The organism is Rhodococcus sp. AZ1 (assembly GCF_054979605.1).
Genome location: NZ_JBUEQF010000015.1, coordinates 36,103 through 57,690 on the forward strand (window position 1 = coordinate 36,103; position 21,588 = coordinate 57,690).

General features: G+C 67.8%; 21 protein-coding genes, 1 pseudogene and 1 riboswitch. Of the genes and pseudogenes, 13 read left to right on the plus strand and 9 right to left on the minus strand.

Going from position 1 to position 21,588, the window contains the following annotated elements:
- Positions 1 to 32: 32 nt before the first annotated feature.
- The 3 genes and pseudogenes from ACY48E_RS15590 to ACY48E_RS15600 all read right to left on the minus strand — a co-directional run.
- A pseudogene (locus tag ACY48E_RS15590) lies at positions 33 to 1,403 on the minus strand (DEAD/DEAH box helicase); the annotation flags it as partial.
- A gap of 260 nt (positions 1,404 to 1,663) precedes the next feature.
- Positions 1,664 to 2,611, minus strand: coding sequence for a M56 family metallopeptidase (locus tag ACY48E_RS15595; RefSeq protein ID WP_462873141.1), 948 nt, complete (start codon positions 2,609 to 2,611; stop codon positions 1,664 to 1,666).
- Positions 2,612 to 2,641: 30 nt separating this feature from the next.
- Complete coding sequence (locus ACY48E_RS15600; RefSeq protein WP_462873142.1) at positions 2,642 to 3,040, minus strand: BlaI/MecI/CopY family transcriptional regulator; 399 nt, start codon at positions 3,038 to 3,040, stop codon at positions 2,642 to 2,644.
- Between the two features lie 111 nt (positions 3,041 to 3,151).
- On the opposite strand from ACY48E_RS15600, the gene ACY48E_RS15605 reads away from it, so the two are divergent.
- The 7 genes from ACY48E_RS15605 (at position 3,152) to ACY48E_RS15635 (ending at position 8,154) form a co-directional block, all read left to right on the plus strand.
- Positions 3,152 to 3,613, plus strand: coding sequence for a PaaI family thioesterase (locus ACY48E_RS15605; RefSeq protein ID WP_462873143.1), 462 nt, complete (start codon positions 3,152 to 3,154; stop codon positions 3,611 to 3,613).
- A gap of 98 nt (positions 3,614 to 3,711) precedes the next feature.
- Positions 3,712 to 4,014: an urease subunit gamma gene (locus ACY48E_RS15610; protein WP_462873144.1), complete on the plus strand. Its 303-nt coding sequence runs from the start codon at positions 3,712 to 3,714 to the stop codon at positions 4,012 to 4,014.
- A gap of 7 nt (positions 4,015 to 4,021) precedes the next feature.
- Positions 4,022 to 4,357: an urease subunit beta gene (locus ACY48E_RS15615; protein WP_462873145.1), complete on the plus strand. Its 336-nt coding sequence runs from the start codon at positions 4,022 to 4,024 to the stop codon at positions 4,355 to 4,357.
- A complete protein-coding gene (locus tag ACY48E_RS15620; RefSeq protein WP_462873146.1) occupies positions 4,357 to 6,078 on the plus strand; it encodes an urease subunit alpha in 1,722 nt (573 codons plus the stop codon). Before ACY48E_RS15615 ends, ACY48E_RS15620 begins: the two co-directional genes overlap by 1 nt.
- On the plus strand, positions 6,075 to 6,719 hold the full coding sequence (locus ACY48E_RS15625; protein ID WP_462873180.1) for an urease accessory protein UreF: 645 nt from the start codon (positions 6,075 to 6,077) through the stop codon (positions 6,717 to 6,719). Before ACY48E_RS15620 ends, ACY48E_RS15625 begins: the two co-directional genes overlap by 4 nt.
- Before the next feature lie 61 nt (positions 6,720 to 6,780).
- The gene (gene ureG, locus ACY48E_RS15630; protein ID WP_462873147.1) at positions 6,781 to 7,470 is read left to right on the plus strand and encodes an urease accessory protein UreG; all 690 of its coding nucleotides are present in this window, start codon (positions 6,781 to 6,783) and stop codon (positions 7,468 to 7,470) included.
- 24 nt (positions 7,471 to 7,494) lie between these two features.
- The gene (locus ACY48E_RS15635) at positions 7,495 to 8,154 is read left to right on the plus strand and encodes an urease accessory protein UreD (RefSeq protein ID WP_462873148.1); all 660 of its coding nucleotides are present in this window, start codon (positions 7,495 to 7,497) and stop codon (positions 8,152 to 8,154) included.
- A gap of 12 nt (positions 8,155 to 8,166) precedes the next feature.
- Here the strand turns inward: ACY48E_RS15635 and ACY48E_RS15640 are convergent, their stop codons facing one another.
- The 3 genes from ACY48E_RS15640 to ACY48E_RS15650 all read right to left on the minus strand — a co-directional run bounded on the left by ACY48E_RS15640 (position 8,167) and on the right by ACY48E_RS15650 (position 12,562).
- On the minus strand, positions 8,167 to 9,594 hold the full coding sequence (locus ACY48E_RS15640; protein ID WP_462873149.1) for an NAD(P)/FAD-dependent oxidoreductase: 1,428 nt from the start codon (positions 9,592 to 9,594) through the stop codon (positions 8,167 to 8,169).
- Between the two features lie 105 nt (positions 9,595 to 9,699).
- A complete protein-coding gene (locus ACY48E_RS15645) occupies positions 9,700 to 10,638 on the minus strand; it encodes an NADP-dependent oxidoreductase (RefSeq protein ID WP_462873150.1) in 939 nt (312 codons plus the stop codon).
- Positions 10,639 to 10,690: 52 nt separating this feature from the next.
- Positions 10,691 to 12,562: a Na+/H+ antiporter gene (locus tag ACY48E_RS15650; RefSeq protein WP_462873151.1), complete on the minus strand. Its 1,872-nt coding sequence runs from the start codon at positions 12,560 to 12,562 to the stop codon at positions 10,691 to 10,693.
- 90 nt (positions 12,563 to 12,652) lie between these two features.
- Here ACY48E_RS15650 and ACY48E_RS15655 point away from each other — a divergent pair, with 90 nt between their 5' ends.
- Positions 12,653 to 13,315 carry a GNAT family N-acetyltransferase gene (locus ACY48E_RS15655; RefSeq protein ID WP_462873152.1) on the plus strand — a complete coding sequence of 221 codons (663 nt, stop codon included), beginning with the start codon at positions 12,653 to 12,655 and terminating at the stop codon, positions 13,313 to 13,315.
- A 63-nt stretch (positions 13,316 to 13,378) separates the two neighbouring features.
- Here ACY48E_RS15655 and katG read toward each other — a convergent pair whose 3' ends face one another.
- The gene (katG, locus tag ACY48E_RS15660) at positions 13,379 to 15,643 is read right to left on the minus strand and encodes a catalase/peroxidase HPI (protein WP_462873153.1); all 2,265 of its coding nucleotides are present in this window, start codon (positions 15,641 to 15,643) and stop codon (positions 13,379 to 13,381) included.
- A complete protein-coding gene (locus tag ACY48E_RS15665) occupies positions 15,640 to 16,083 on the minus strand; it encodes a Fur family transcriptional regulator (protein ID WP_462873154.1) in 444 nt (147 codons plus the stop codon). Before ACY48E_RS15665 ends, katG begins: the two co-directional genes overlap by 4 nt.
- 45 nt (positions 16,084 to 16,128) lie before the next feature.
- Positions 16,129 to 16,325, plus strand: a riboswitch (cobalamin riboswitch).
- A gap of 38 nt (positions 16,326 to 16,363) precedes the next feature.
- Here ACY48E_RS15665 and ACY48E_RS15670 point away from each other — a divergent pair.
- The 3 genes from ACY48E_RS15670 to ACY48E_RS15680 are packed head-to-tail and all read left to right on the plus strand — an operon-like array spanning position 16,364 to position 19,432.
- Positions 16,364 to 17,572: an ABC transporter substrate-binding protein gene (locus tag ACY48E_RS15670; protein ID WP_462873156.1), complete on the plus strand. Its 1,209-nt coding sequence runs from the start codon at positions 16,364 to 16,366 to the stop codon at positions 17,570 to 17,572.
- Positions 17,572 to 18,627, plus strand: a complete 1,056-nt coding sequence (locus tag ACY48E_RS15675) for a FecCD family ABC transporter permease (protein WP_462873157.1) — start codon at positions 17,572 to 17,574, stop codon at positions 18,625 to 18,627. The genes ACY48E_RS15670 and ACY48E_RS15675 overlap by 1 nt, the downstream gene beginning before the upstream one ends.
- Positions 18,620 to 19,432 carry an ABC transporter ATP-binding protein gene (locus ACY48E_RS15680; protein ID WP_462873158.1) on the plus strand — a complete coding sequence of 271 codons (813 nt, stop codon included), beginning with the start codon at positions 18,620 to 18,622 and terminating at the stop codon, positions 19,430 to 19,432. Before ACY48E_RS15675 ends, ACY48E_RS15680 begins: the two co-directional genes overlap by 8 nt.
- On the opposite strand, the gene ACY48E_RS15685 is transcribed toward ACY48E_RS15680, so the two are convergent.
- Positions 19,416 to 20,738 (minus strand): wax ester/triacylglycerol synthase domain-containing protein, encoded by a 1,323-nt coding sequence (locus ACY48E_RS15685; protein WP_462873159.1) that lies wholly within the window; start codon positions 20,736 to 20,738, stop codon positions 19,416 to 19,418. The two genes, ACY48E_RS15680 and ACY48E_RS15685, sit on opposite strands and share 17 nt — an antisense overlap.
- A gap of 173 nt (positions 20,739 to 20,911) precedes the next feature.
- On the opposite strand from ACY48E_RS15685, the gene ACY48E_RS15690 reads away from it, so the two are divergent.
- Together ACY48E_RS15690 and ACY48E_RS15695 are read left to right on the plus strand one after the other, a co-directional pair.
- Entirely contained in the window at positions 20,912 to 21,361 is a 450-nt protein-coding gene (locus tag ACY48E_RS15690) for an Hsp20/alpha crystallin family protein (protein WP_462873160.1), read from the plus strand.
- 29 nt (positions 21,362 to 21,390) lie between these two features.
- A complete protein-coding gene (locus ACY48E_RS15695) occupies positions 21,391 to 21,564 on the plus strand; it encodes a hypothetical protein (RefSeq protein WP_462873161.1) in 174 nt (57 codons plus the stop codon).
- Positions 21,565 to 21,588 lie beyond the last annotated feature (24 nt).

The window sequence follows — 21,588 nt, forward strand, 5'->3', positions numbered from 1 at the left end:
CCCGGTCAGTCGACTAGCCCGGAAGAGCGCGATCTGAACCCGCCCGGGCGGGTGGACGGGGCCCGTCGCGGCTGGTGCGCACCGGTACCGGCTTCCGACCCGGTCCGGGGCGCGCGACGAGTCCGATTCGGGGTGGGGGTGCCGGCGCCGCCTCGGCTGGGGACGTGACTGCGCTCTCGAGGCTCCCGTCGCGCGAACTCACGCACTGGTTCACCGGACGGCGCCTTGGCCCCGGTGATCGAGACGAGGGTGCTCGAACCGGGGGAGACGTCGACCGATCGCACCGCCACGCCGGCCATCGAGGTGAGCCGCGCCATCGTGCGCTTCTGGTTAGGCAGGATGATCGCGACGACGGTTCCGGCCGCTCCGGCGCGTGCCGTTCGCCCGGCCCGATGCATGTAGTCCTTGTGGTCTGCCGGCGGATCGACGTGGACGACGAGATCGACGCCGTCGACGTGGATGCCGCGCGCTGCAACGTCCGTGGCCACCAGCACCGGCGTCCGTCCGCTCTTGAACCGATCGAGTACTCGGGAACGCTGGTTCTGGGGCTTGCCGCCGTGCAGCGACTCCGCCGCGATGCCGACGGCACGCAGTCGTTCGGTGATGCCGTCGCATCCGAGCTTGGTGCGCGCGAACATGATGGTGCGTCCCTCGCGCGCGCCGATCTCGGCCAGCACCAGATCCTTCTGGCCACGTCCTACATTGAGCAGGTAGTGCTCCATCGATTCGACGGCGGCATTGCTGTCCCCGGTGGAGTGCTCGATGTGCTCGGGCAGGAACTGCCGAACCAGCGACTGGACCTCGCGATCGAGTGTCGCGGAGAACAGTAGACGCTGGCCCTGCGGCGCCGTTGAACCGAGGATGTCGCGGACCTCGGGTAGGAACCCCATGTCCGCCATCTGATCCGCCTCGTCGAGAGCGGTGATCTCCACGTTGGACAGATCGCACGTGCTCTGACGCAGATGATCGCCCAACCGGCCGGGCGTCGCGACAAGGACGTCGACCCCGCGACGTAGCTGATCGGCCTGACGACCGAACGGTGTTCCACCGACCGCCGCACGCACGGTGAGTGCGACAGGTGCTGCGTAGGCACCCAGCGAATCCACCACCTGGAACGCAAGTTCCCTGGTGGGGACCAGGACGAGAGCCCGAGGGCGCTTGGGAGCGGGCCGCGGACCTCCGGCCAGTCGAGAGAGCATCGGCAGACCGAATGCCAGGGTCTTCCCCGAGCCGGTCTGCGCGCGACCGAGAACATTGCGGCTGGCGAGGATGTCCGCGATGGCCATCTTCTGGATCGGTGACGGCGTCGTGATCGAGTTTCGGGCGAGCGCTGTGACGATGGGTGCAGGGAGCCCAAAGGCTGCGAACGCGAGTTCAGTGGTCGGGATGGTCGGTGTGGACATGGGGTACCTCTCGGTCGGCGGCGCGCCGCCGACCGAGGGACCAGAGGGTCTCGCGTGCAGCGAATGACGAGCCAGGGCACGGGTCACCTGGTTGTCGGTGCGCGCTCTGCGCACAGTGAGGTGTCGAGATCGTGGGGATGCGGGGCGTACAGCCGAACGCGCACGAGTTGAGTGCCATAGGGAAGATGGATGGGCCCGTGAGGACCACCCGTGACACTACGGCAACGGCCTAGCGTCGATCGAATCGAGTGACGTAACCGTCAGTTGCTCAACAGGCGACCGAGTTCGGTGAGCCACGGGACGGCGACATAGACGGTGGGGACGACCAGAATCCCGAGTGCGCACATGTACGCCGCCACCGAGACCACACGGCGCGGTTCCCCCGCCGTCAACCGTTGAATTCGGATAAGCGTGGTCGGGCCGCCGGCTGCCATGGCGCCCGTGGGTGCCGCCGACCCTGCGCAGGCGACCAGGGCACGGGCCAGCGGCCGCGGCCCGGTGACCTTGACGGCACTGTCGTCCGCCAGCAGTTCCACGAGCAACTGTACCGCACCCAGCGCAGATTTGCTGCGGACGATGCGCGGGAATGCTTCGTAGACGGCGGTGAAGGCTTCGAGGACGAGATCGTGGCGCGCACGCAGGTGCGAGCGCTCGTGCACCAGGATTGCCCGCAACTCGTCTCGGTCGAGCTGGGCGAGGGTTCCGGTGCTCAGAACCACGCGTCGACGCAGACCCGGCAGGCAGTAGGCGACCGGAGCGAGCGAATCGAGAACTCGAACGTCCGCGCCGTGGTGGTCGGCGAGGTCGGCGCTGTCGTCGAGCAGGTCCACCAGCATGCGGTGGCGTGCTCGACGTGTTCGGGTGCGCACCGCGACGTGCGCCGACGCCCAGATCAGCCTTGCACCGATCATCAGGGTCAGCAGGAACACCACCACGTACAGGGTCCAGAGCGGTGCGCCGAGCGCGTCGATCTCGGCGGTCGGTGACGTCGTGGGCCGCCCTTCGGCGTCGACGACGAGAAGCTTGCTCGCGATCGCCAGACCGGAGCTGAAAGCCGAGAGAACGGCGGCCAGCGCGATCGCCTGCCACAGCACCAGCGCAGCACGGGGGCTCCGATACGGCCACCGCGCGCGGGACAGAACCGCGGGAACAGGACCGGCCAGAACCAAGGCCAGCAGGGCGAACACGGCCGCGGTGGTGGCGTTCATCGCGTCAGGCCCAACGGTTCATCGGACACATCACCGACCCCGACGTGACCCGTCGGTGAGGTTCGGTGCCTCGAGCGCTGCCAGCGCTTCACGCAGTGCCGCCGCTTCCTCGGCGCCGACCTGCCCGACGAAGTGGACGAGGGCGGCGGCGCGCCCACCCATCTCGTCGGCCTGCTGGAGTGCGTCCACCATCAGCCCCGCCACCAGCTCTTCGCGGCCACGTACGGGCGCATATCGGTGTGCGCGATCATCGCGCTGCTGGCTGACCAGATCCTTCTTGGCCAAACGCTGCAGAACTGTCATGACCGTGGTGTACGCGAGCTCGCGATGCTCGGCGAGAGCTTCGTGGACCTGCCGGACGGTCTGAGCATCGTCGCTGGCCCACAGGTGGTCCATCACTGCGCGTTCGAGTTCTCCGAGACCGGCCATAGGTCCAGTCTACGGAACTGCGACGCGTGTGCGTACTACCGCCGGTAGGAGTGGCCACTGGTGTGTACTGGAGGCATTGGCGTGTGCACCACCGAGAAAGGACCACCGATCATGGCCGAACCAGCCGATCCCGACCCCGCGCATCCCGCCCCGGCAGACGAGATCGGGGTGCTCATGGCGCGCGCGAACGCTGGATTCGGCGCAGCGCTCGGACTGATCTACGGGGAGTTGACCGCCGAGCGGGTGACGGCGGAGCTTCCGCTGGGGCCGCACCTGCATCAGCCCGGCGGCATCGTCCACGGCGGTGTCTACTGCGCTGTCGTCGAGGGGTTGGCCAGCACCGGTGGTGCGATCTGGTTCGCCGGTCGAGGACACGTCGTCGGGGTCAACAACAACACCGACTTCCTTCGGGCAGCGCGGGAGGGCGTGCTGGCCTGCGAGGCGCTGCCGATCCATCGCGGTCGCACCCAGCAGCTGTGGGTGGTGACGCTCGTGGACGCCCGAGAGCGGCTGATCGCGCGGGGTCAGGTCCGCCTGCAGAACATCGCGGACACCGCGGCGATCGGTCACTGACCAGCCGTCCACTCGCCCGGCTCGAACCGCTCGGTCGTGCCAAGATGACGGGGCCGACGGGTCCGCGTCGGATCGTCCGGTGTGTGACAGGAGGAACCGTGAGGCTGTCCCCGCACGAGCAGGAACGACTTCTGGTCAGTTACGCAGCCGAACTGGCTCGCCGGCGTCGTGGCAGAGGGTTGCGGCTGAACCATCCGGAGGCGGTCGCGGTGATCACCGATCATCTGCTCGAGGGCGCGCGGGACGGACGCACCGTCGCAGAACTGATGGCGTCGGGCCGTGAGGTTCTCGCACGTTCCGATGTCATGGACGGCATCGCGGAGATGCTCGACGAGGTTCAGGTCGAAGCCACCTTCCCGGACGGGACGAAGTTGATCACCGTCCACCACCCCATCCCGTGAGGTCTGCATGATCCCTGGAGAGGTCGTCACCGAGGAAGGCGTGATCGTCGTCAACGCCGGGCGCACAGCGCTGGTCCTCACCGTGGTCAACGACGGTGACCGGCCCATCCAGGTCGGGTCACATGTCCACTTCCCGCAGTCCAACGCAGCCCTGACCTTCGATCGGGTCGCCGCACACGGCAAGAGACTCGACATCGCGGCGGGCACCGCGGTGCGCTTCGAACCCGGCCTGGCGCAGGACGTCGCGCTGGTCGATCTGGGTGGTACCCGCGAGGTCCACGGGATCGGGCACACACCGCCAGGTCGGCTGGACGACCCCGGCCACCCGAGCGGAGCGCGGTGATGGCCGAGCTCTCGCGAGCTCGATACGCCGAGCTCTTCGGACCCACGACCGGTGACCGCATTCGTCTGGCCGACACCGATCTGATGATCGAGATCACCGAGGACCGCTGCGGCGGTCCGGGTCTGGCCGGGGACGAGGCCGTCTTCGGTGGGGGGAAGGTGATTCGCGAGTCCATGGGCCAGTCCCGCGCGACTCGCGCCGACGGGGCGCCGGACACGGTCATCACCGGTGCGGTGATCCTCGACCACTGGGGAGTTATCAAGGCCGATATCGGAATTCGAGATGGTCGCATCGTCGCCCTCGGGAAGGCCGGGAACCCGGACATCATGTCCGGGGTGCACCCGGCGCTGGTGATCGGCCCGTCGACGGAGATCATTGCCGGCAACGGTCGCATCGTCACCGCCGGGGCCATCGACTGTCATGTCCACCTGATCGCACCGCAGATCATGGAGGAGGCGCTCGGGGGAGGGATCACCACCATCATCGGTGGCGGTACCGGTCCGGCCGAGGGTTCCAAGGCGACAACCGTCACACCCGGTGCCTGGCACCTCGCACGCATGCTCGAGGCGCTCGACGGGTGGCCGATGAACATCGTCCTTCTCGGCAAGGGCAACACGGTCGGGGCCGAAGCCATGTGGGAGCAATTGCGCGCCGGCGCATCGGGATTCAAGCTCCATGAGGACTGGGGGTCCACACCCGCTGCGATCGACGCGTGTCTGACCGTGTGCGAGCAGGCCGGAGTTCAGGCGGCCCTGCACTCGGACACGCTCAACGAAGCCGGTTTCGTCGAGGACACCCTCGCGGCGATCGCCGGACGCGGCATCCACGCTTACCACACCGAGGGAGCCGGCGGTGGCCATGCACCGGACATCATCACCGTGGCCTCCCAACCGTTCGTTCTTCCCAGCTCCACCAACCCCACGCGCCCACACACCGTGAACACGCTCGACGAGCATCTCGACATGCTCATGGTGTGCCACCACCTGTCGCCGTCCATTCCCGAGGATCTCGCGTTCGCCGAGAGTCGGATCCGACCGTCCACGATCGCCGCCGAAGACCTCCTGCACGACATGGGGGCGATATCGATGATCGGCAGCGATTCCCAGGCGATGGGTCGAATCGGCGAGGTGGTGATGCGGACCTGGCAGACCGCCCATGTGATGAAGCGGCGTCGCGGATATCTGCCCGGCGACGTTCGGGCCGACAACAACCGCGCCATGAGATATATCGCGAAGTACACGATTTGCCCGGCGATCGCACACGGGCTCGACGCCGAGATCGGCTCCGTCGAACCCGGCAAACTTGCCGACCTCGTGCTGTGGGAGCCCAAGTTCTTCGGAGTGCGGCCGCACGCGGTGGTCAAGGGCGGCATGATCGCATGGGCCGCGATGGGCGACGCGAACGCCTCGATACCCACCCCGCAGCCGGAGTTCCCGCGCCCGATGTTCGGCGCCGCCCCGAAGGCAGCCGCCGCCACCTCGGTCCACTTCGTCTCCCCGCAGGCACTCGACGACGGTCTGGCCGAGCGCTTGTCGTGCGATCGGCGCCTGGTTCCGGTCGCCAACGTCCGCAACATCGGCAAGGCCGATATGCCGAACAACGCCGAGATGCCCCGGATCGAGGTCGATCCCGATACGTTCACCGTCACCATCGACGGGCAGGTGTGGACCGAGGAGCCCGCGACCGAGCTCCCGATGGCGCAGAGGTACTTCCTGTTCTGATGAGCCTGTCCGCATTGATGTCTCTCACGGATTCGAGACTGCCCATCGGTGGCCACGTGCATTCGGGCGGGGTCGAGGAGGCCATCGCAGCGGGCATCGTTGCCGACCTCGGCACCCTCGACGCCTTCCTGCGCCGCCGGATCACCACTGCCGGTGCGGTTGCCGGTTCCGTCGCGGCCGCCGTGGTGACCGGACTGCTCACGCCCGTCGACGCAGAGATCGAGTACGAGGCCAGGACTCCATCGCTGGCAGCGCGTGCGGCATCGCGTTCGCAGGGCAGGGGAATGCGGCGCCTGGCGGTCCACACCTGGCCGGGGCACGACTGGACAGATCTGGGTCTCAAGCCGCACGCGCCGGTGGCCGCGGGTGCGGTTGGTCGGTTCCTCGGCTTGGGCGCCTCGGAATGCGCTCTGGTGCAGATCTACACGGCAATGACCGGCTCGGCTGTTGCCGCCCAGCGACTGCTCGCCCTCGATCCGGCCGACGTCGCCGCCCTGACGTTCACGCTCACAGGCGAGTGCGACGCCGTTGCGGCCCGGGTGTGCGTCGCGCTCCCCGACCTGTGCGACGACTCGGACCCGCTGCTGGACTTCCTCGCCGAACGTCACCGGGTCCGGGAGCGACCGCTGTTCGCCTCCTGACCTTCTCCTCCGACCACCGACGACCGATCACCGACGACCGATCACCGAAAGAGAACTCGACATGCCACCGCATCTGATCGACGGCCAGCCGCACACCCACGCACCGGACCGGCCGCGTCGTACCCGAACACCGGGAGAAGCACTGCGTATCGGGATCGGTGGCCCCGTCGGTTCAGGAAAGACCGCGCTGGTGGCGGCCCTGTGTCGTGAGTTGCGCGACGAGATTTCGCTCGGCGTGCTCACCAACGACATCTACACCACCGAGGATGCGGACTTCCTGCGTCGTCACGCGGTGCTGCCCGATGAGCGCATCACCGCCGTCCAGACCGGTGGCTGCCCCCACACGGCAATTCGGGACGACATCACAGCGAACCTCGATGCCATCGACGACCTCGTGGAAGCCAACCCCCCGCTCGATCTCGTTCTGGTCGAATCCGGCGGTGACAACCTGACCGCAACCTTCTCGTCCGGCCTGATCGACGTGCAGATCTTCGTCGTCGACGTAGCCGGTGGGGACAAGGTGCCCCGCAAGGGTGGTCCGGGGGTGACGTACTCGGATCTGCTGGTGATCAACAAGACCGACCTCGCCGCGATGGTCGGCGCCGATCTGTCGGTCATGGACCGTGACGCCGGCCGGGTCCGCGAGGGACGTCCCACCGTGTTCACCTCGCTCACCGAGGACCCCGCCGCAACGCCCGTCCTGTCATGGGTGCGCGAGCAACTCGCTGCCGTGGCCGACGAGACGCCGTAGAACCGACCACCGAGCGCCAAGCCTGTGCGAACTTCTGTTCTGATCGTCGCCTCCACGGGCCGCCGCCCGCGTCTCGAAGCCGAGGGCGGTATCGCCGCGCGACTGACCGGCCCCCACCAGGTGCATCTGATCGGCACCGCGGCCACGCCGCTCGGCGGCGACCGAATCGACGTGCGGGTGATCGTCGAGGAGGGAGCCCGACTGCTCCTGCGTAGCGCGGCCGCCACGGTCGCCCTCCCGGCGGCGACAACCGATGTGTCGCACTCGCACTTGTCGTACGAGGTGCACGACGACGCTGTTCTGTCCCTCGACCCGGAGCCGGTGATCATCGCGTCCACTGCCTACCACCACACGCGGACGACGATCACGGCCACCGCGTCGTCGAGGGTGTCCGTACGTGAGCGCGTCCAGATAGGTCGCAGTGACGAGAAGGGTGGACAGTGGTCGGGCACGATGCACGTCGATGTCGACGGCTGCCCGAGGCTGCGCCATCGCCTGCACCTGGGCGCCGGTACCGGTCATGACCGACTGTTCCAGCCCGGTGCCCTCACCAGCGTCCTCATGCTGGGAGCAGACGTCGAAGAACAACCCGTAGTCGAGGGTGATCAGTTCCTCGGAGCGAGCACCGTGCTGCCGCTGGCCGGTGGCGGGCTGCTCAGCACCACCGTCGCAGCGCGGTTGTGATCGGTCGCGAGGTCAGGCCTCCGCGACAGCCTTCTGCGGTGGTGAGGCTTGCTCGACCGGTACTGCCCTGGGCGGCGAGGAAGGTGTTGCCGACGCTTCGCCCAGGTGCATGTTGTGGACCTGTTCGATGGCAAGTCGGGCGAACACCTGCTGCTCGGTCGAGGCCATCTGTGCGCGGCTGCGCCCGATGAAGCTCATGAACCACGAGATCATCGTGGTGAGTCGGTTCCGGTAACCGACCTGATAGACGAGGTGGATGGCCAACCACATCGCCCAGGCGACGATGCCGCCGAACTCGAGCTTGCCCACCTTCGCCACGGCGTTGAACCGGGAGACGATGGCCATCGACCCCTTGTCGAAGTACTTGAACGGCTGGCGCGCGGCCGGATCGGCGCCCTGCAGCGAGGCCTTGATCATCTTCGCTGCGTACTGGGCTCCCTGGATGGCGCCCTGAGCCATACCGGGCACGTCCTTGACCAGCATCATGTCACCGACGACGAAGACGTTGGGGTGGCCCTTGATGGTCAGGTCGGGTTCGACGATCACACGTCCGGCGCGGTCGAGTTCGGAGCCCGACTGCTCGGCCAGTTGCTTGCCGAGCGGCGAGGCCTGAACACCGGCCGACCACACCTTGCACTGCGAGTCGATTCGACGCTCCGCGCCGTCCTTGTCCTTGACGGTCAAGCCGTTCTCGTCGACACCGGTGACCATCGCATTGAGCTGGACGTCCACCCCGAGCTTCTCGAGACGCCGCTGCGCCTTGAGGCCGAGCTTGGGGCCCATCGGCGGAAGAACCGACGACGCCGCATCGAGGAGGATCACCTTGGCGTCCTTCGGATCGATGTTGCGGAACGCACCGTCGAGAGTGCGGTCGGCAAGTTCGGCGATCTGACCGGCCAACTCCACACCGGTGGGCCCCGCGCCGACCACGACGAAGGTGAGCAGTCGAGCCTGCTCCTCCGGATCGTTCGACAGCTCCGCCTGCTCGAACGTGCTCAGGATTCGCCCGCGCAGCTCCAGGGCGTCGTCGATGGTCTTCATCCCCGGCGCGAACTCGGCGAAGTGATCGTTGCCGAAATACGACTGCTGCGCACCGGCCGCAACGAGCAGGCTGTCGAAGTGCGTCACGGTCTCGCGTCCCAGCAGGCTCGAGGTGACGGTTCGAGCTTCGAGGTCGATCGTCTCCACCTCGCCGAGCAGAACCTGGGCGTTCTTCTGGCGTCGCAACACGACGCGGGTGGCCGGTGCGATCTCGCCCACGGACAGGATGCCGGTTGCGACCTGGTAGAGCAGGGGCTGGAAGAGGTGGTGCGTGGTCCGTGCGATCAGTGTGACGTCGACGTCGGCGCGCTTGAGTGCCTGTGTGCCGAACAGGCCGCCGAAGCCGGACCCGATGACGACGACGCGGTGGCGTTTGCTGCTGATCGGCTGGACACTCATTGATGCACTCCTCGAAATTGGTACACGCCGAATTGGAACCGGGTACCACGGTAGTCGCCACGATGTACGTCGGCGCGGCAAGGCGCGGCCCCGAGCTGTTGGTCGCTACGGGATGAGAACGAACTTACCTCTCGGTCTCGGCCCGACGAGGTCGGCGTGGGCTCGCGCGACGTCGGTCAGTGGATAGGTGCGGGCGACGTCGACCGTGAGGGCCCCGGCCCGGGCCGCGGCGACGACGGGCTGACGGGCAGCGCGGCGACGCCGACCACTGTCGTTGTCACCGCCGCCGACCGCGTGGAACCCGTCGGTCGCCGCCCGCGCGAACGCGACGATAGAGACCACCGCACCCGGTTCGGGCGCCAAGGCCAGGGACAGGTCGACGATCTCGTCGGTGCCGACGGTGTCGATCACCGCGTCGATCCCACTGGGCGCCATCGCGCGAACACGCTCGACGAATCCGCTTCCGTACTCGACGGGGAGCGCGCCGAGGGAACGGACATCATCGAGATGCCGTGTGGAGACGGCTCCGATCACCGTTGCACCACGATCGGACGCGAGTTGTACGACGTGCTGTCCGACGGCTCCCGCCGCGCCGTGGACCAGCACCGTGGTTGCGCTCCCGACCCCGACGGTGTCGAGCGTGTCGACTGCGGTGGTCGCCGTGAGCATCAGTCCCGCGGACTCCTCGAACGAGAGGTTCTCCGGGGCGGGCACCACATCGCGAACGTCGACCACCACCTCGTCGCTGTAGAGCCCTTTCCCGATCACGATCACGGCGTCACCGACCGTGACTGCACCTTCCTGGTCATCGGTTCCCGGCCCGAGCGCGACCACGACACCCGACGCCTCGGTGCCCAGGGCGATGGGCAGGGTCGACCGGTCGCGTCCGAACGCACCGCTGTAGCTCTTGACGTCGTAGGGATTGACCCCGATTGCGCGCAGGGCCACGCGAGCTTCGCCCGGTCCCGGGTCCGGCAGAAGAATCGATCGAACTTCGAGAACGTCGGGTCCGCCGAAATCCGTGGCAACGACCGTGCGCGTCATGTGTGCTCCTGTCGGGTGGTGTTCGGTGCCGAGAAGGCTCGTTGTGATCGGGTCAGGCCAGCGTGTGGTCGATGTAGCACCAGCGCCACGTCTCGTCCGGCTCCGCGGACTGGATGACCGGGTGTGCGGTGGTGTCGAAGTGGGCGCCGGCGTGGCGACCGGGGGAGGAGTCGCAGCATCCGACGTGTCCGCACACCAGACACTGGCGCAGGGCAACCCACTGCGTGCCCTCCGCCACGCACTCGGGGCAGGTGCCGTCGGTGACCGTGATCGTGACCGGATGATCGGCGAGGTGAGAGCACGATGAACGGGGTGCGACCGGGGCCACGGGCGAGGATGTGTCCAACCGGGCTGTCCGCAGTTCGTCGCGAGCGCTGACTGCCCGATCGATCATCGACTCCTCGATGTCGAGCATGGCGAGCACCTCGGCGATCACATCCGACGGCACATCCCCGGTGCTGCGGATCTCGAGCACCCGGCGGCGCTCGGCGTCGATCATCGCCGAGCGGATCCTGGCGTACAGCTCGCTGGGGGTCTCCTGGTTCGGTGTGGTGCCCAACCGTTCCCAGGCAGCGTGGTTGCGTCTGTCGGCGCGCTGCTCGACCATCTCCATCACTCCCGTGGGATCGTCGATCTGCATCGCCGCGAGCTCGGCTCGACCCGCCTTGGTCGCCTGCTGCAGCACCGTGGCGCGGGCGAGGGCGTGATCGACCGGGTCCGGCGCCGGCAATTTCAGTGCGCGTGCCAGGAGAGGCAGGGTGAGCCCCTGCAGGAACAGGGTTCCGGCGACCACCGTGAACGCCACCAGGAGCAGGATCTCGCGATTCGGGACGTCGTCGGGCAGCGTGAACGCCGCAGCGAGGGTGACCACGCCGCGCATCCCGGCCCACCCCACCACCACGATGCTGCTCCACGACGGGGTGTGTCCGTCTCGGGAGCGGCGCAAGAGATAGCGCGAGGCGCACACCCACACCAGGCGCAGAACGATGACGCCGGCGAGGGTCGCGCCACACACGAGTACGATGGTGGCGGCGGAGAGATCGCTGGTGGTGACGTCCCGGATCAACCACGACGCCTGCAGGCCGATGAGCAGGAATACCGCGTTCTCCAGAATGTAGGCGGTGGTGTCCCAGTTGAGGCGCTCGGCGATACGGGATTTCGCACTCTGCAGGATCGGCGCGTTGTGCCCGAGGAGCAGGCCCGACACCACCACGGCCAGAACGCCCGACGCGGTGAGTTCCTCGGCGAAGAGGTAGGCGGCGAACGGCACCACGAACGAGATCCCGGTGTCCAGCAGGGGATCTCGCACCCGGCGGCGGATGAACGCCACGACCGCGTAGACCACCAGGCCCACCAGCACGCCGCCGCCGGCCGCGACCACGAAGTCCAGTCCGATCCGCCAGCCCTGCACCGAGTGCCCGATCGCATACAGCGCCGTGCTCAGCGCCACCAGGGCGGTGGCGTCGTTGAGCAACGATTCACCTTCGATAATCGTCACCACACGGCGGGGCAGTCCGATTCGGCGACCGATCGCCGTGGCTGCAACGGCATCGGGTGGAGCCACGACGGCCCCGATCGCGAACGCGACCGGCCAGGAGACGCCGGGCAGCACCAGGTACACCACGACGCCGATGCCTGCGGTGGTGAACGCGACGAGTCCGATGGACAGCATGCCGATGGCCCGCCGGTTGGCCCGGAAGTCGATCAGGGACGATCGCGCCGCGGTGGCGTACAGCAGTGGTGGAAGTAGGCCCAGGAGAACGACATCGGGCTGCAGTCGAACCTCGGGGACTGCGGGCACGTAGGAGACGAGCGCGCCGACGACGATCAGCAGCAGCGGCGCCGGCAGGCGAACACGATCAGCGAAGGCCGTCATGGTCAGAACGGTGACGGCGAGGCCGACCAGCAGCAGGGCGATCTCCATCGGATCATTCTGTACCGCGGGTGCGACATCAGGTCGGCCGGTCGTGTCCGACCACGAGTGCGGACGGCCCCTCTGGCCTACGCTCTGCCCATGACCGAACACGACGTCCATGCAACGCGCCGCGAGGTGACCGAGGCGCTACTGACCGCTTTCGACCGTCGCCACGAGGTTCTCGACGCCATCGTCGATGCGACGACCCGTGCCGATGCTGTCGCCGCCGTCGCCACCCTGCTCGGAACCTCGACCCTCGGCGGTGAGGCGGTGATGGGGATGCGCCTGGATCAACTGACCATCGACGCCCGACGCGACAACGCCGCCGAGCTCGAGGACCTCAACAGCCGACTCAGCTTCACCCTGGCCGAGCGACCTGCGAGTACCGGCGAGGGCATGACGCTGCGGGCGTTCGCCGGTTTCGACGACGCCGACATCTTCGCCGTCCGCCTCGCCGATGTCGGGACGGCGGGCGACGGGTCGGGCTCGGCTGCCGAGAGCGTGGAGGAGGAGATCGCGAAGGCCCTCTCGCGCGTCGACGCCGAGCAGGCGGCCTGGTTCGTCGCCGTCGAGGGCGAGAACAAGGTCGGCATCGTGTTCGGAGAGCTGGTCGGCAACGAGGTCGATCTGCGGATCTGGGTCCACCCCGAGCACCGAAAGAAGGGGTACGGCACGGCGTCCCTGCGCAAGTCTCGCTCGGAGCTCGCGGCCGTCTTCCCCGGTGTGCCCCTGCTCGTGCGCGCGCCGGGCGGACCGTCCTGACCCCCTGACGAGCGAAACCCCCACGACCGAGATGTGGCCGTGGGGGTTTCGCTCGCTCTGTGATCAGGCCAGATCGAACCGATCGAGCTCCATCACCTTGGTCCACGCGGCCACGAAGTCCTTCACGAACTTCTCGCCCGCGTCATCGGCTGCGTACACCTCGGCGAGCGCGCGCAGCTCGGAGTTCGACGCGAACGCCAGGTCCACGCGGGTGCCGGTCCACACCAGTTCACCGGTGGCGCGGTCACGACCCTCGTACAGCCCGTCCTCGCTGGCGGGCGACCATTCGGTACCCATGTCCAGGAGATTGACGAACCACTCGTTCGAGAGCGTGCCCGGCGTGCTGGTGAACACCCCGTGGGTCGACTTCTGGTAGTTGGCACCGAGGGAGCGCAGTCCGCCGATCAGGGCGGTCATCTCCGGCGCACTGACCGTCAGCAGGTTCGCCTTGTCGATCAGGGCGTACTCGGCCGGCAGGCGCTGGCCCTTGCCCACGTAGTTGCGGAAACCGTCGGCCGTCGGCTCGAGCGCAGCGAACGAGTCGACATCGGTCTGATCCTGGGTGGCATCCGTGCGGCCCGGGGTGAAGGGGACCTGCACCGGGTGTCCTGCTGCCGCAGCGGCCTGCTCGACAGCAGCAACGCCGGCGAGCACGACGAGATCGGCGAAGGACACCTGTGCCGGACCGGCGTTGAAGTCGGCCTGGATCGTCTCGAGCGCGCGAATCACCTGTGCCAGCTCGTCCGGCTCGTTGACCTCCCAGCCGGCCTGGGGCTGGAGCCGGATCCGACCGCCGTTGGCGCCACCGCGCTTGTCCGAACCACGGAACGACGACGCTGCGGCCCACGCAGTGGAGACCAACTGTGCGGTGGTCAGACCGGACTCGAGGATGCGCGACTTCAGATCGGCGATCTCCGCGTCACCGATCAGGTCGTGATCGACGGCCGGCAGCGGGTCCTGCCACAGAAGTGTCTCGGCGGGAACCTCCGAGCCGAGGTACCGCGCAACCGGGCCCATGTCGCGGTGGGTGAGCTTGAACCACGCCTTCGCGAACTCCTGCGCCAGCTCCTCCGGGTGCTCGAGCCACCGGCGGGTGATGCGCTCGTAGATCGGATCGACACGCATCGCGAGGTCGCTGGTGAGCATCATCGGTGCGTGGCGCTTGTTCGGGTCCGCAGCGTCGGGCACCAGGTCGGCGCCCTCACCGTTCTTCGGACGCCACTGCCATGCGCCACCGGGGCCCTTGTGGACCTCCCACTCGTAGCCGTAGAGCGTCTCCAGGTAGCTGTTGTCCCACGCGGTCGGGGTCGGGGTCCATGCGCCCTCGAGGCCGCTGGTGATGGCGTCGGTGCCGACGCCGGTGCCGAAGCTGTTCTTCCAGCCCAGTCCGACCTGCTCGAGCGGTGCACCCTCGGGTTCGGCGCCGACGTACTCGTCGGCGTCGGCGGCGCCGTGCACCTTGCCGAAGGTGTGACCACCGACCACCAGGGCTGCGGTCTCGACGTCGTTCATCGCCATGCGTGCGAAGGTCTCGCGGATGTCCATTGCGGACGCGGCGGGCTCAGGGTTGCCGTTGGGGCCCTGCGGATTGACGTAGATCAAGCCCATCTGCACCGCTGCCAGCGGGTTGTCGAGCTCACGCTGTCCCGAGTAGCGCTCGTCGCCGAGCCAGGTCTGCTCGGGACCCCAGTACACGTCCTCGTCGGGCTCCCACTGGTCGACGCGTCCGCCGGCGAAACCGTAGGTTTTGAAGCCCATCGATTCGAGCGCGACGTTGCCGGTGAGAACGATGAGATCTGCCCAGGACAGCTTGCGGCCGTACTTCTTCTTCACCGGCCACAGCAGGCGGCGCGCCTTGTCCAGGTTGGCGTTGTCCGGCCAGCTGTTCAGCGGTGCGAAACGCTGCATGCCCGCACCCGCTCCGCCGCGGCCGTCCTGAATGCGGTAGGTGCCGGCGGCGTGCCATGCCATCCGGATGAAGAACGGTCCGTAGTGCCCGTAGTCGGCAGGCCACCACGGCTGGGAGTCGGTCATCACCGCGGTGATGTCGGCCTTGACCTCGTCGAGATCGAGGGAGAGGAACTCCGCGGCGTAATCGAAGTCCTCATCCATCGGGTTGCCGACAGCCGGGTTCTTCTTCAGAATCCGCAGATTCAGCGCGTTGGGCCACCAATCGCGGTTGCCGCCGCCCTCGACGGGCTGCGGAAGTCGGTTGTGGACGACGGGGCAGCCACCGCTCTGGTCCGGGGCTCCCTCGTACTGGCCGGTGGTCAGATCTTGAGACACGACATTCCTTTCGATGGACGAGCGGTTCGGATGTTCTGTCATGGCTGGCTCCGCGATACCGCGGAATTCGAGCAGGCCTCGCACAGGCCCCAGTAGATGACCTCTGCTTCGTCGACCACGAAGTTGCCGACGCGGTCCGGTGTCATGCAGGGCACCTCACCGACGGCGCACTCGACGTCGTCGATGCCGCCGCACTCGCGGCACACGAGATGGTGATGGTTGTCCCCGACGCGAGCCTCGTAGCGCGCACTCGACCCGGAGGGTTGGAACCGTCGCACCAGCCGTGCGTCGGTGAGTGCGTGCAGAACGTCGTACACGGCCTGGCGCGATACATCCGGCAGTGCAGCTCGCACCACACCGAGCAGACCCTCGGCGTCGGCGTGAGGATGGTTGTGCACGGCGCCCAGTACCGCCACACGCGGACGGGTGACCCGCAGGGAGGCCGCGCGAAGGATCTCCGCGAACTCCTGATCAGTGGTCACCTCTCCACTATGGCCTTGTTTTCTGGATCAGGTCAAGACTCGCCGCATGGAGGTTCGGGCTCGCGTGACACACTCGTGCGTGTCAGGGGATGACGAAGAGGAAGCCGGTGCGATGCCGGCGCGGTCCCGCCACTGTATTCGGGGAGTGAACCGCTCGTGATTGCCACGGCCGTCGAGGCTGGAAGGCAGGCGGTGAGCACTGATCCGAGAGCCAGGAGACTCGCGTCATCTCGAACGTCGTATCGGGGCGGATCTCCCCGAGAGAGGTGGCGAACCCACCATGCGCGTAGATGTCCCTCGAATCGGGCGGCGGTCCGCTCTCGCTCTCCTCGTCTCGATGTCCCTGATCGTCGCCGGGTGCGGTGCCTCGACGCCGCCGACCACCCAGCGCGACGGGCGTGGATGCATCACATCCTTCGACCCGAACACCGATTACTTCCCGACCAAGTCCACGCTCTCGGACGCGAAGAACTTCTCCATCCGCTACGAGAAGAGCTACCAGGTGGTCACGGTGTCGCAGCCCTACCCCGGCGGCGCCCCCGAGTCCTACGTTCTCGTCCAGTGCGGCGCGCCCGATCCGCAGCTCACCGGTGATCTGGCTGCGGCTCAACGGATCACCGTTCCGGTGACCAGCCTGTACTCCGCGTCCACGACCCATCTGCCCGCTTTGGCGGCGCTCGAGCGCAACGACGTCCTGCGCGGAGTCGCGAGCGCCTCGGCGATCACCGACCCGGACCTGAAGTCGCGAATCAGCAGCGGGGCCATCACCGAGTACGCGCCCGGTGACACCGTGGACCTGGAGAAGGTGGTGGCCGCGAACCCGAACGTGCTGGTGACGGCGGGCGTCGACGATCCGTCGTACGCGAAGCTGCGGGCCGCTCGGATTCCGGTGGTCGCCGACGCCGAGTATCTGGAGCCGACCGCGCTCGGCCGAGCCGAGTGGGTCAAGCTGTTCGCCGCCCTCACCGGGACCGAGGGCGCAGCCGCTACCCTGTACGACACCATCCGACGCAGTTACGGCGACACCGTGGCCACGGTTGCGTCGGCCCCGAAGGCCGCGGTTCTTCCCGGAACCATGTATCAGGGCACCTGGTACATGGCCCCCGGCGGCGGCTACTTCGGTCGGCTGATCCGCGACGGGGGTGGCACCTACCCGTGGGAGAGCGACACCTCGACCGCCAGCCTGCAATTGAGCTTCGAGGACGTCTACGCCCGAGCGGGGACAGCGCCGATCTGGCTGGTGATGGCCGACTGGGCGCGCACCGCCGATGCCGTCGCCGAGGACCCCCGCTACGGAACTCTGTCCGCCGTCACCTCCGGTCAGGTGTGGTCGAGCACCGCGGCGTCGGGGACGACGTCGACGAACGACTTCTTCCAACTCGGTGTGCTGCGACCCGATCTGGTTCTGGGCGATCTCGCGGCCATCGTGCATCCGGATCTGTTCCCGCGGCACTCGTTCTCGTTCTACCGCCGAGTTCCGTCGGCCTGATGACGCGACCATCGCGGTCGATGTCGGTGGTGGCTGCGATGGTCGTCGCCGGTGCGATCCTGTTCCTGCTCGCGCTGGCGCTCGGCCCCGTCGACGTCCCGCTGATCGACACGGTCCGCGTCCTCGTCGGTGCGCCCGCGTCCGACCCCCGGTGGCAGGTGGTGGTGCACGACCTGCGGCTCCCGCGTGCTCTCACCGCTGCTCTCGCGGGGGCGGGTCTCGCCGTGGCCGGCTTGCAGATGCAAACCCTGTTCCGCAACGCACTTGCCGACCCGTACGTGTTGGGCGCGAGTTCCGGCGCGAGCTTGGGTGTGGCGTCGGTGGTGCTGCTCTCCGGCGGGGCCGGTGCTGCATCGTTCACCGCGGGGATCGCCGGCACGGGTCGCGTCGGCGTGGTCACCGCCGCAGCCGGAGGCGCCGCGCTCGTTCTCCTGGTGATCCTCGTCCTCGCCCGATGGGTGCGGTCGGCCGTGACCTTGCTGCTGGTGGGGGTCATGGTGGGCTCGGCGACCACGGCGGTGGTCAGTGTTCTGCTGGTGTACGCAGATCCCGCCCGGACGCAGCAGTTCCTGCTCTGGGGGCTCGGAAGCTTCGCGGGCACGTCCTTCTCCGACGTCGCGATCCTGGCAGCGGTGGTCGGTGTCGGTCTGGCGCTCGCGGCGAGCACCGTGCGGGCGCTGAACGCGCTACTGCTCGGGGAGAACTATGCAGCCACGATGGGTGTTGCGGTGCAGCGGATTCGGGTTCTCACACTCCTCTCGGCCGCACTGTCGACCGGTGCGGTGACCGCGTTCTGCGGCCCGGTGGGGTTCATCGGATTGGCGGTGCCGCATCTGGCCCGGACGGCGCTTCGGACGTCCGATCACAGAGTTCTGCTGCCCGCCGTCGTGGCCGGTGGTGCGGCGGTGGCGCTGGCGTGCGGCATCATCAGCCAGGTTCCCGGTGGGGAGTCGGTGCTGCCGCTCAATGCCGTGACGGCGGCCATCGGTGCACCGGTGGTGATCGCGGTGCTCCTACGATCGCGAAGCATCGGTGACGGAGTGCGCAGTGGATGAGCCGGGCCGGGGCCTGACCCTGGTCGATACCTCGATCGGCTACCTCACCCGGTCCCGGGTGCGCGGTGTGCGGTCACAGATCGTGTGTGCGGGCATCACCGCAGCCGCCGTGGCGGGGGAGTTGACGGTGCTCGTGGGGCCGAACGGGGCAGGCAAATCGACTCTCCTGCGGACGGTGGCCGGGTTGCAGAAACCTGTCGCCGGAACCGTCGAACTCGACGGGCGTTCGGTCGGATCGATTCCTCGGGCCGAGGCCGCCACCATGATCGCCGCGGTTCTCACCGATCGTTTCGATCCCGGTCTGCTCACCGGATTCGACCTCGTCTCCCTCGGTCGAACCCCGTACCTGGGTTTCGGTGGTCGGTCGGGCCCGGCCGACCGCGAGATCGTCGAGCGCTGTCTGCGCTCGGTCGACGGAGTCCACCTGGGCGCGATACCGGTGGCGCGGATGTCCGACGGTGAGCGCCAGCGGGTTCTCATCGCGCGTGCGCTCGCGCAGGAACCGACGATGCTCGTTCTCGACGAACCGACCGCGTTCCTCGACGTCTCGGCGCGCGTGGGCGTACTCGAGTTGCTGCGGCGGACCGCAGTGGACCTGGGGCTGACAGTGCTGCTGTCCACCCATGATCTCGAGCCCGCTCTGCGGGTGGCCGACCGAGTGTGGGTGCTCGATCCGGAGCACGGGTTGAGTGAGGGGTCGGCCGCCGAGGTTGTCGAACGCGGACTGATCGGACGCACCTTCGATTCCCCGTCCGTGAAGTTCGACCCAGCCACCGGGACGTTCGTGCTCACTCGACGGGGCTGAAGGGCGCCGCGTCGACGAGAGCTGCTGTGTAGGAATCGATGTCGTCGAGGACATCGGGGGAGGACAGGATCGAGATCGTGATGCGCGCACCGGCGCGGGTCACCACATGCGTCAGGGCCACCGCGTCGGTGACCATGGCGAACCCCGAGTTGAAGGTCGAATGCCCCAGGCCGCCGGAGGGTCGATCGGTGCGCGAGGACGTGCTGATCACGGTGTGACCGATCACGGCGGGTGCACGTCGGGTGGAGCGGGCGACCCGCCGGGTCAGGTTGGCCAACACGACAGGTGGGACGCAATCCACGACCCGGAAGGTCGCGAGGTGATCAGGATCGAACGACCGGGCCCGGGCGTTGGTGACCTCGGCGCGAATCCGCCGTGCCCGGTCGTCGAGGTCGGCGCTCGTGCAGTGCAGGTCGATGGTGGCGCTGACGAATCGGTTGGCTGCGCTCCAGTGCGCCTCGCGCGGGAGCACCAGTGTGACCACGGCTCCGAGCGTGTCCGTGCCCTCGCCCCGATCCGTCAGGTATCGCCGCATGGCCTCACTGATGGCGGCGATCGCTCGCGCGATGGCGGTGTCGGGGTCGGACGGATCGTCGAAGACGAGGAATCGAACCACTCGGGCCGGGCCGAGGGGGCGGTTGAATCGAGTGTGGGGGAGCGTCCGATCAGGAAGGGGGTAGCGCTGTCGGATTCTCGACGTGCGGCGCAGTGAGCGCACCAGTGCGGGCCCGAGCCGCAGCATGTCGACCGGTGTCCGGGCCAGTGCCCGGGTCGCCGCTCGCCGACGCGACATCGTGTCCGGTGCCGTGAGGGCCGGTGCCGGCAGATCCTGGTCGAACAGCAGCGTGCGAGCGGTCACCGCCAGCCCGTACCCGTCGGTGAGAGCATGCGAGAGACGAAACAGGAGAACGACGTTGGTGCCGTCCGGACCGTCCTCGAAACCGTGAACCACCACGATGGTCCACGTGGTTCGATCGGTGTCGAGGGGAACCGCGACGACATCGGCGATCGCGTTCTGGGCCTCGCGCCAGGACGGTGTCCGTACACCGACCACGCACGACTCGTCGCAGGTCGGGTCGATTCTGAGCAGGGGATGCTCGAGGTCGGCCGGTACCCGCTCGAACCTCCTGTGCAGCAACGGTGCGAGGTGGAATCGCTCACGCACCTTCGTGCGGACGGTGGAGACAGCGGCCGATCGTGCCCAGGGTTCGGCGAGTGCGTACACGTTGTGCAGGTCCGTGGAGATGGTGGAGCCCGCCGTACGCGGGTAGAAGAACATCGCGTCCTTGGCGTTGACGGGGCTCATGGTCGTATGGGATCACACAGCGGTAGGTGCTGGTCGGCGGGGGATCGCTGAGCGAATTGTCCGAAAAAATTTCTGGCACTCTCGTCTGCCGAGTGCTAACTTTGGTGGTGCACAGTGATGGCGCCCGCGCCACGCGGGTGGCCCGACAGAGCAGAGTGCAGGAGGTGGTTACTGTGCTTCGTTTCGATCCGTTCCGTGACCTCGACGGCCTCACCGCCGGCTTGCTGGGCGCTTCGTCCGGCTCCACGCGTGCGCCCCGGTTCATGCCGATGGACCTCTACAAGGTCGATGACCACTATGTCCTCAGCGCCGACCTCCCGGGTGTGGACCCCGGCTCGATCGACGTCGACGTCGACCGTGGGACCCTCACTCTCACCGCGCATCGCTCCGCGGCCGGAGACGATGGCGTGCAGTGGATTTCGTCCGAGCGCTTTACCGGAACCTACCGTCGTCAGATCGCTCTCGGTGATGGAGTCGACGCAGACCGGATCACCGCCTCGTACGACAACGGGGTGCTCTCGGTGACCATCCCCCTCGCCGAGCGTGCGAAGCCGCGCAAGGTCGCTGTGGCCCACACCGTCGACTCCGAGGCGAAGACCATCTCGGCGGCCACCACCGGATGATCGCGGACGGTTCTGCAGGAGGACGTGCCATGGAAGATGCAGTTGTCTGGCCGGTGGCCGACGAGCGCGAGCAGTGGTGGGCGTCGGTAGTCGGGCGATCCGATGTGCTCGAGTGCGACCCGGTCGATCGTGCGTATCAGCAGCACGAGTACCCGTACGACGAGGACGCGTACCCGATGACCGAACGGATCTCCGCGGCCTGAGCTGGAAGTGGAGGATCGTGCCCG

Bases quoted from the DNA above. Each gene is read 5' to 3' on its own strand.
- ACY48E_RS15595 (WP_462873141.1), bottom strand. From the start codon at position 2,611: ATGAACGCCACCACCGCGGCCGTGTTCGCCCTGCTGGCCTTGGTTCTG.
- ACY48E_RS15600 (WP_462873142.1), bottom strand. From the start codon at position 3,040: ATGGCCGGTCTCGGAGAACTCGAACGCGCAGTGATGGACCACCTGTGG.
- ACY48E_RS15605 (WP_462873143.1), top strand. From the start codon at position 3,152: ATGGCCGAACCAGCCGATCCCGACCCCGCGCATCCCGCCCCGGCAGAC.
- ACY48E_RS15615 (WP_462873145.1), top strand. From the start codon at position 4,022: ATGATCCCTGGAGAGGTCGTCACCGAGGAAGGCGTGATCGTCGTCAAC.
- ACY48E_RS15620 (WP_462873146.1), top strand. From the start codon at position 4,357: ATGGCCGAGCTCTCGCGAGCTCGATACGCCGAGCTCTTCGGACCCACG.
- ureG (WP_462873147.1), top strand. From the start codon at position 6,781: ATGCCACCGCATCTGATCGACGGCCAGCCGCACACCCACGCACCGGAC.
- ACY48E_RS15640 (WP_462873149.1), bottom strand. From the start codon at position 9,594: ATGAGTGTCCAGCCGATCAGCAGCAAACGCCACCGCGTCGTCGTCATC.
- ACY48E_RS15645 (WP_462873150.1), bottom strand. From the start codon at position 10,638: ATGACGCGCACGGTCGTTGCCACGGATTTCGGCGGACCCGACGTTCTC.
- ACY48E_RS15650 (WP_462873151.1), bottom strand. From the start codon at position 12,562: ATGGAGATCGCCCTGCTGCTGGTCGGCCTCGCCGTCACCGTTCTGACC.
- ACY48E_RS15655 (WP_462873152.1), top strand. From the start codon at position 12,653: ATGACCGAACACGACGTCCATGCAACGCGCCGCGAGGTGACCGAGGCG.
- katG (WP_462873153.1), bottom strand. From the start codon at position 15,643: ATGACAGAACATCCGAACCGCTCGTCCATCGAAAGGAATGTCGTGTCT.
- ACY48E_RS15670 (WP_462873156.1), top strand. From the start codon at position 16,364: ATGCGCGTAGATGTCCCTCGAATCGGGCGGCGGTCCGCTCTCGCTCTC.
- ACY48E_RS15675 (WP_462873157.1), top strand. From the start codon at position 17,572: ATGACGCGACCATCGCGGTCGATGTCGGTGGTGGCTGCGATGGTCGTC.
- ACY48E_RS15685 (WP_462873159.1), bottom strand. From the start codon at position 20,738: ATGAGCCCCGTCAACGCCAAGGACGCGATGTTCTTCTACCCGCGTACG.
- ACY48E_RS15695 (WP_462873161.1), top strand. From the start codon at position 21,391: ATGGAAGATGCAGTTGTCTGGCCGGTGGCCGACGAGCGCGAGCAGTGG.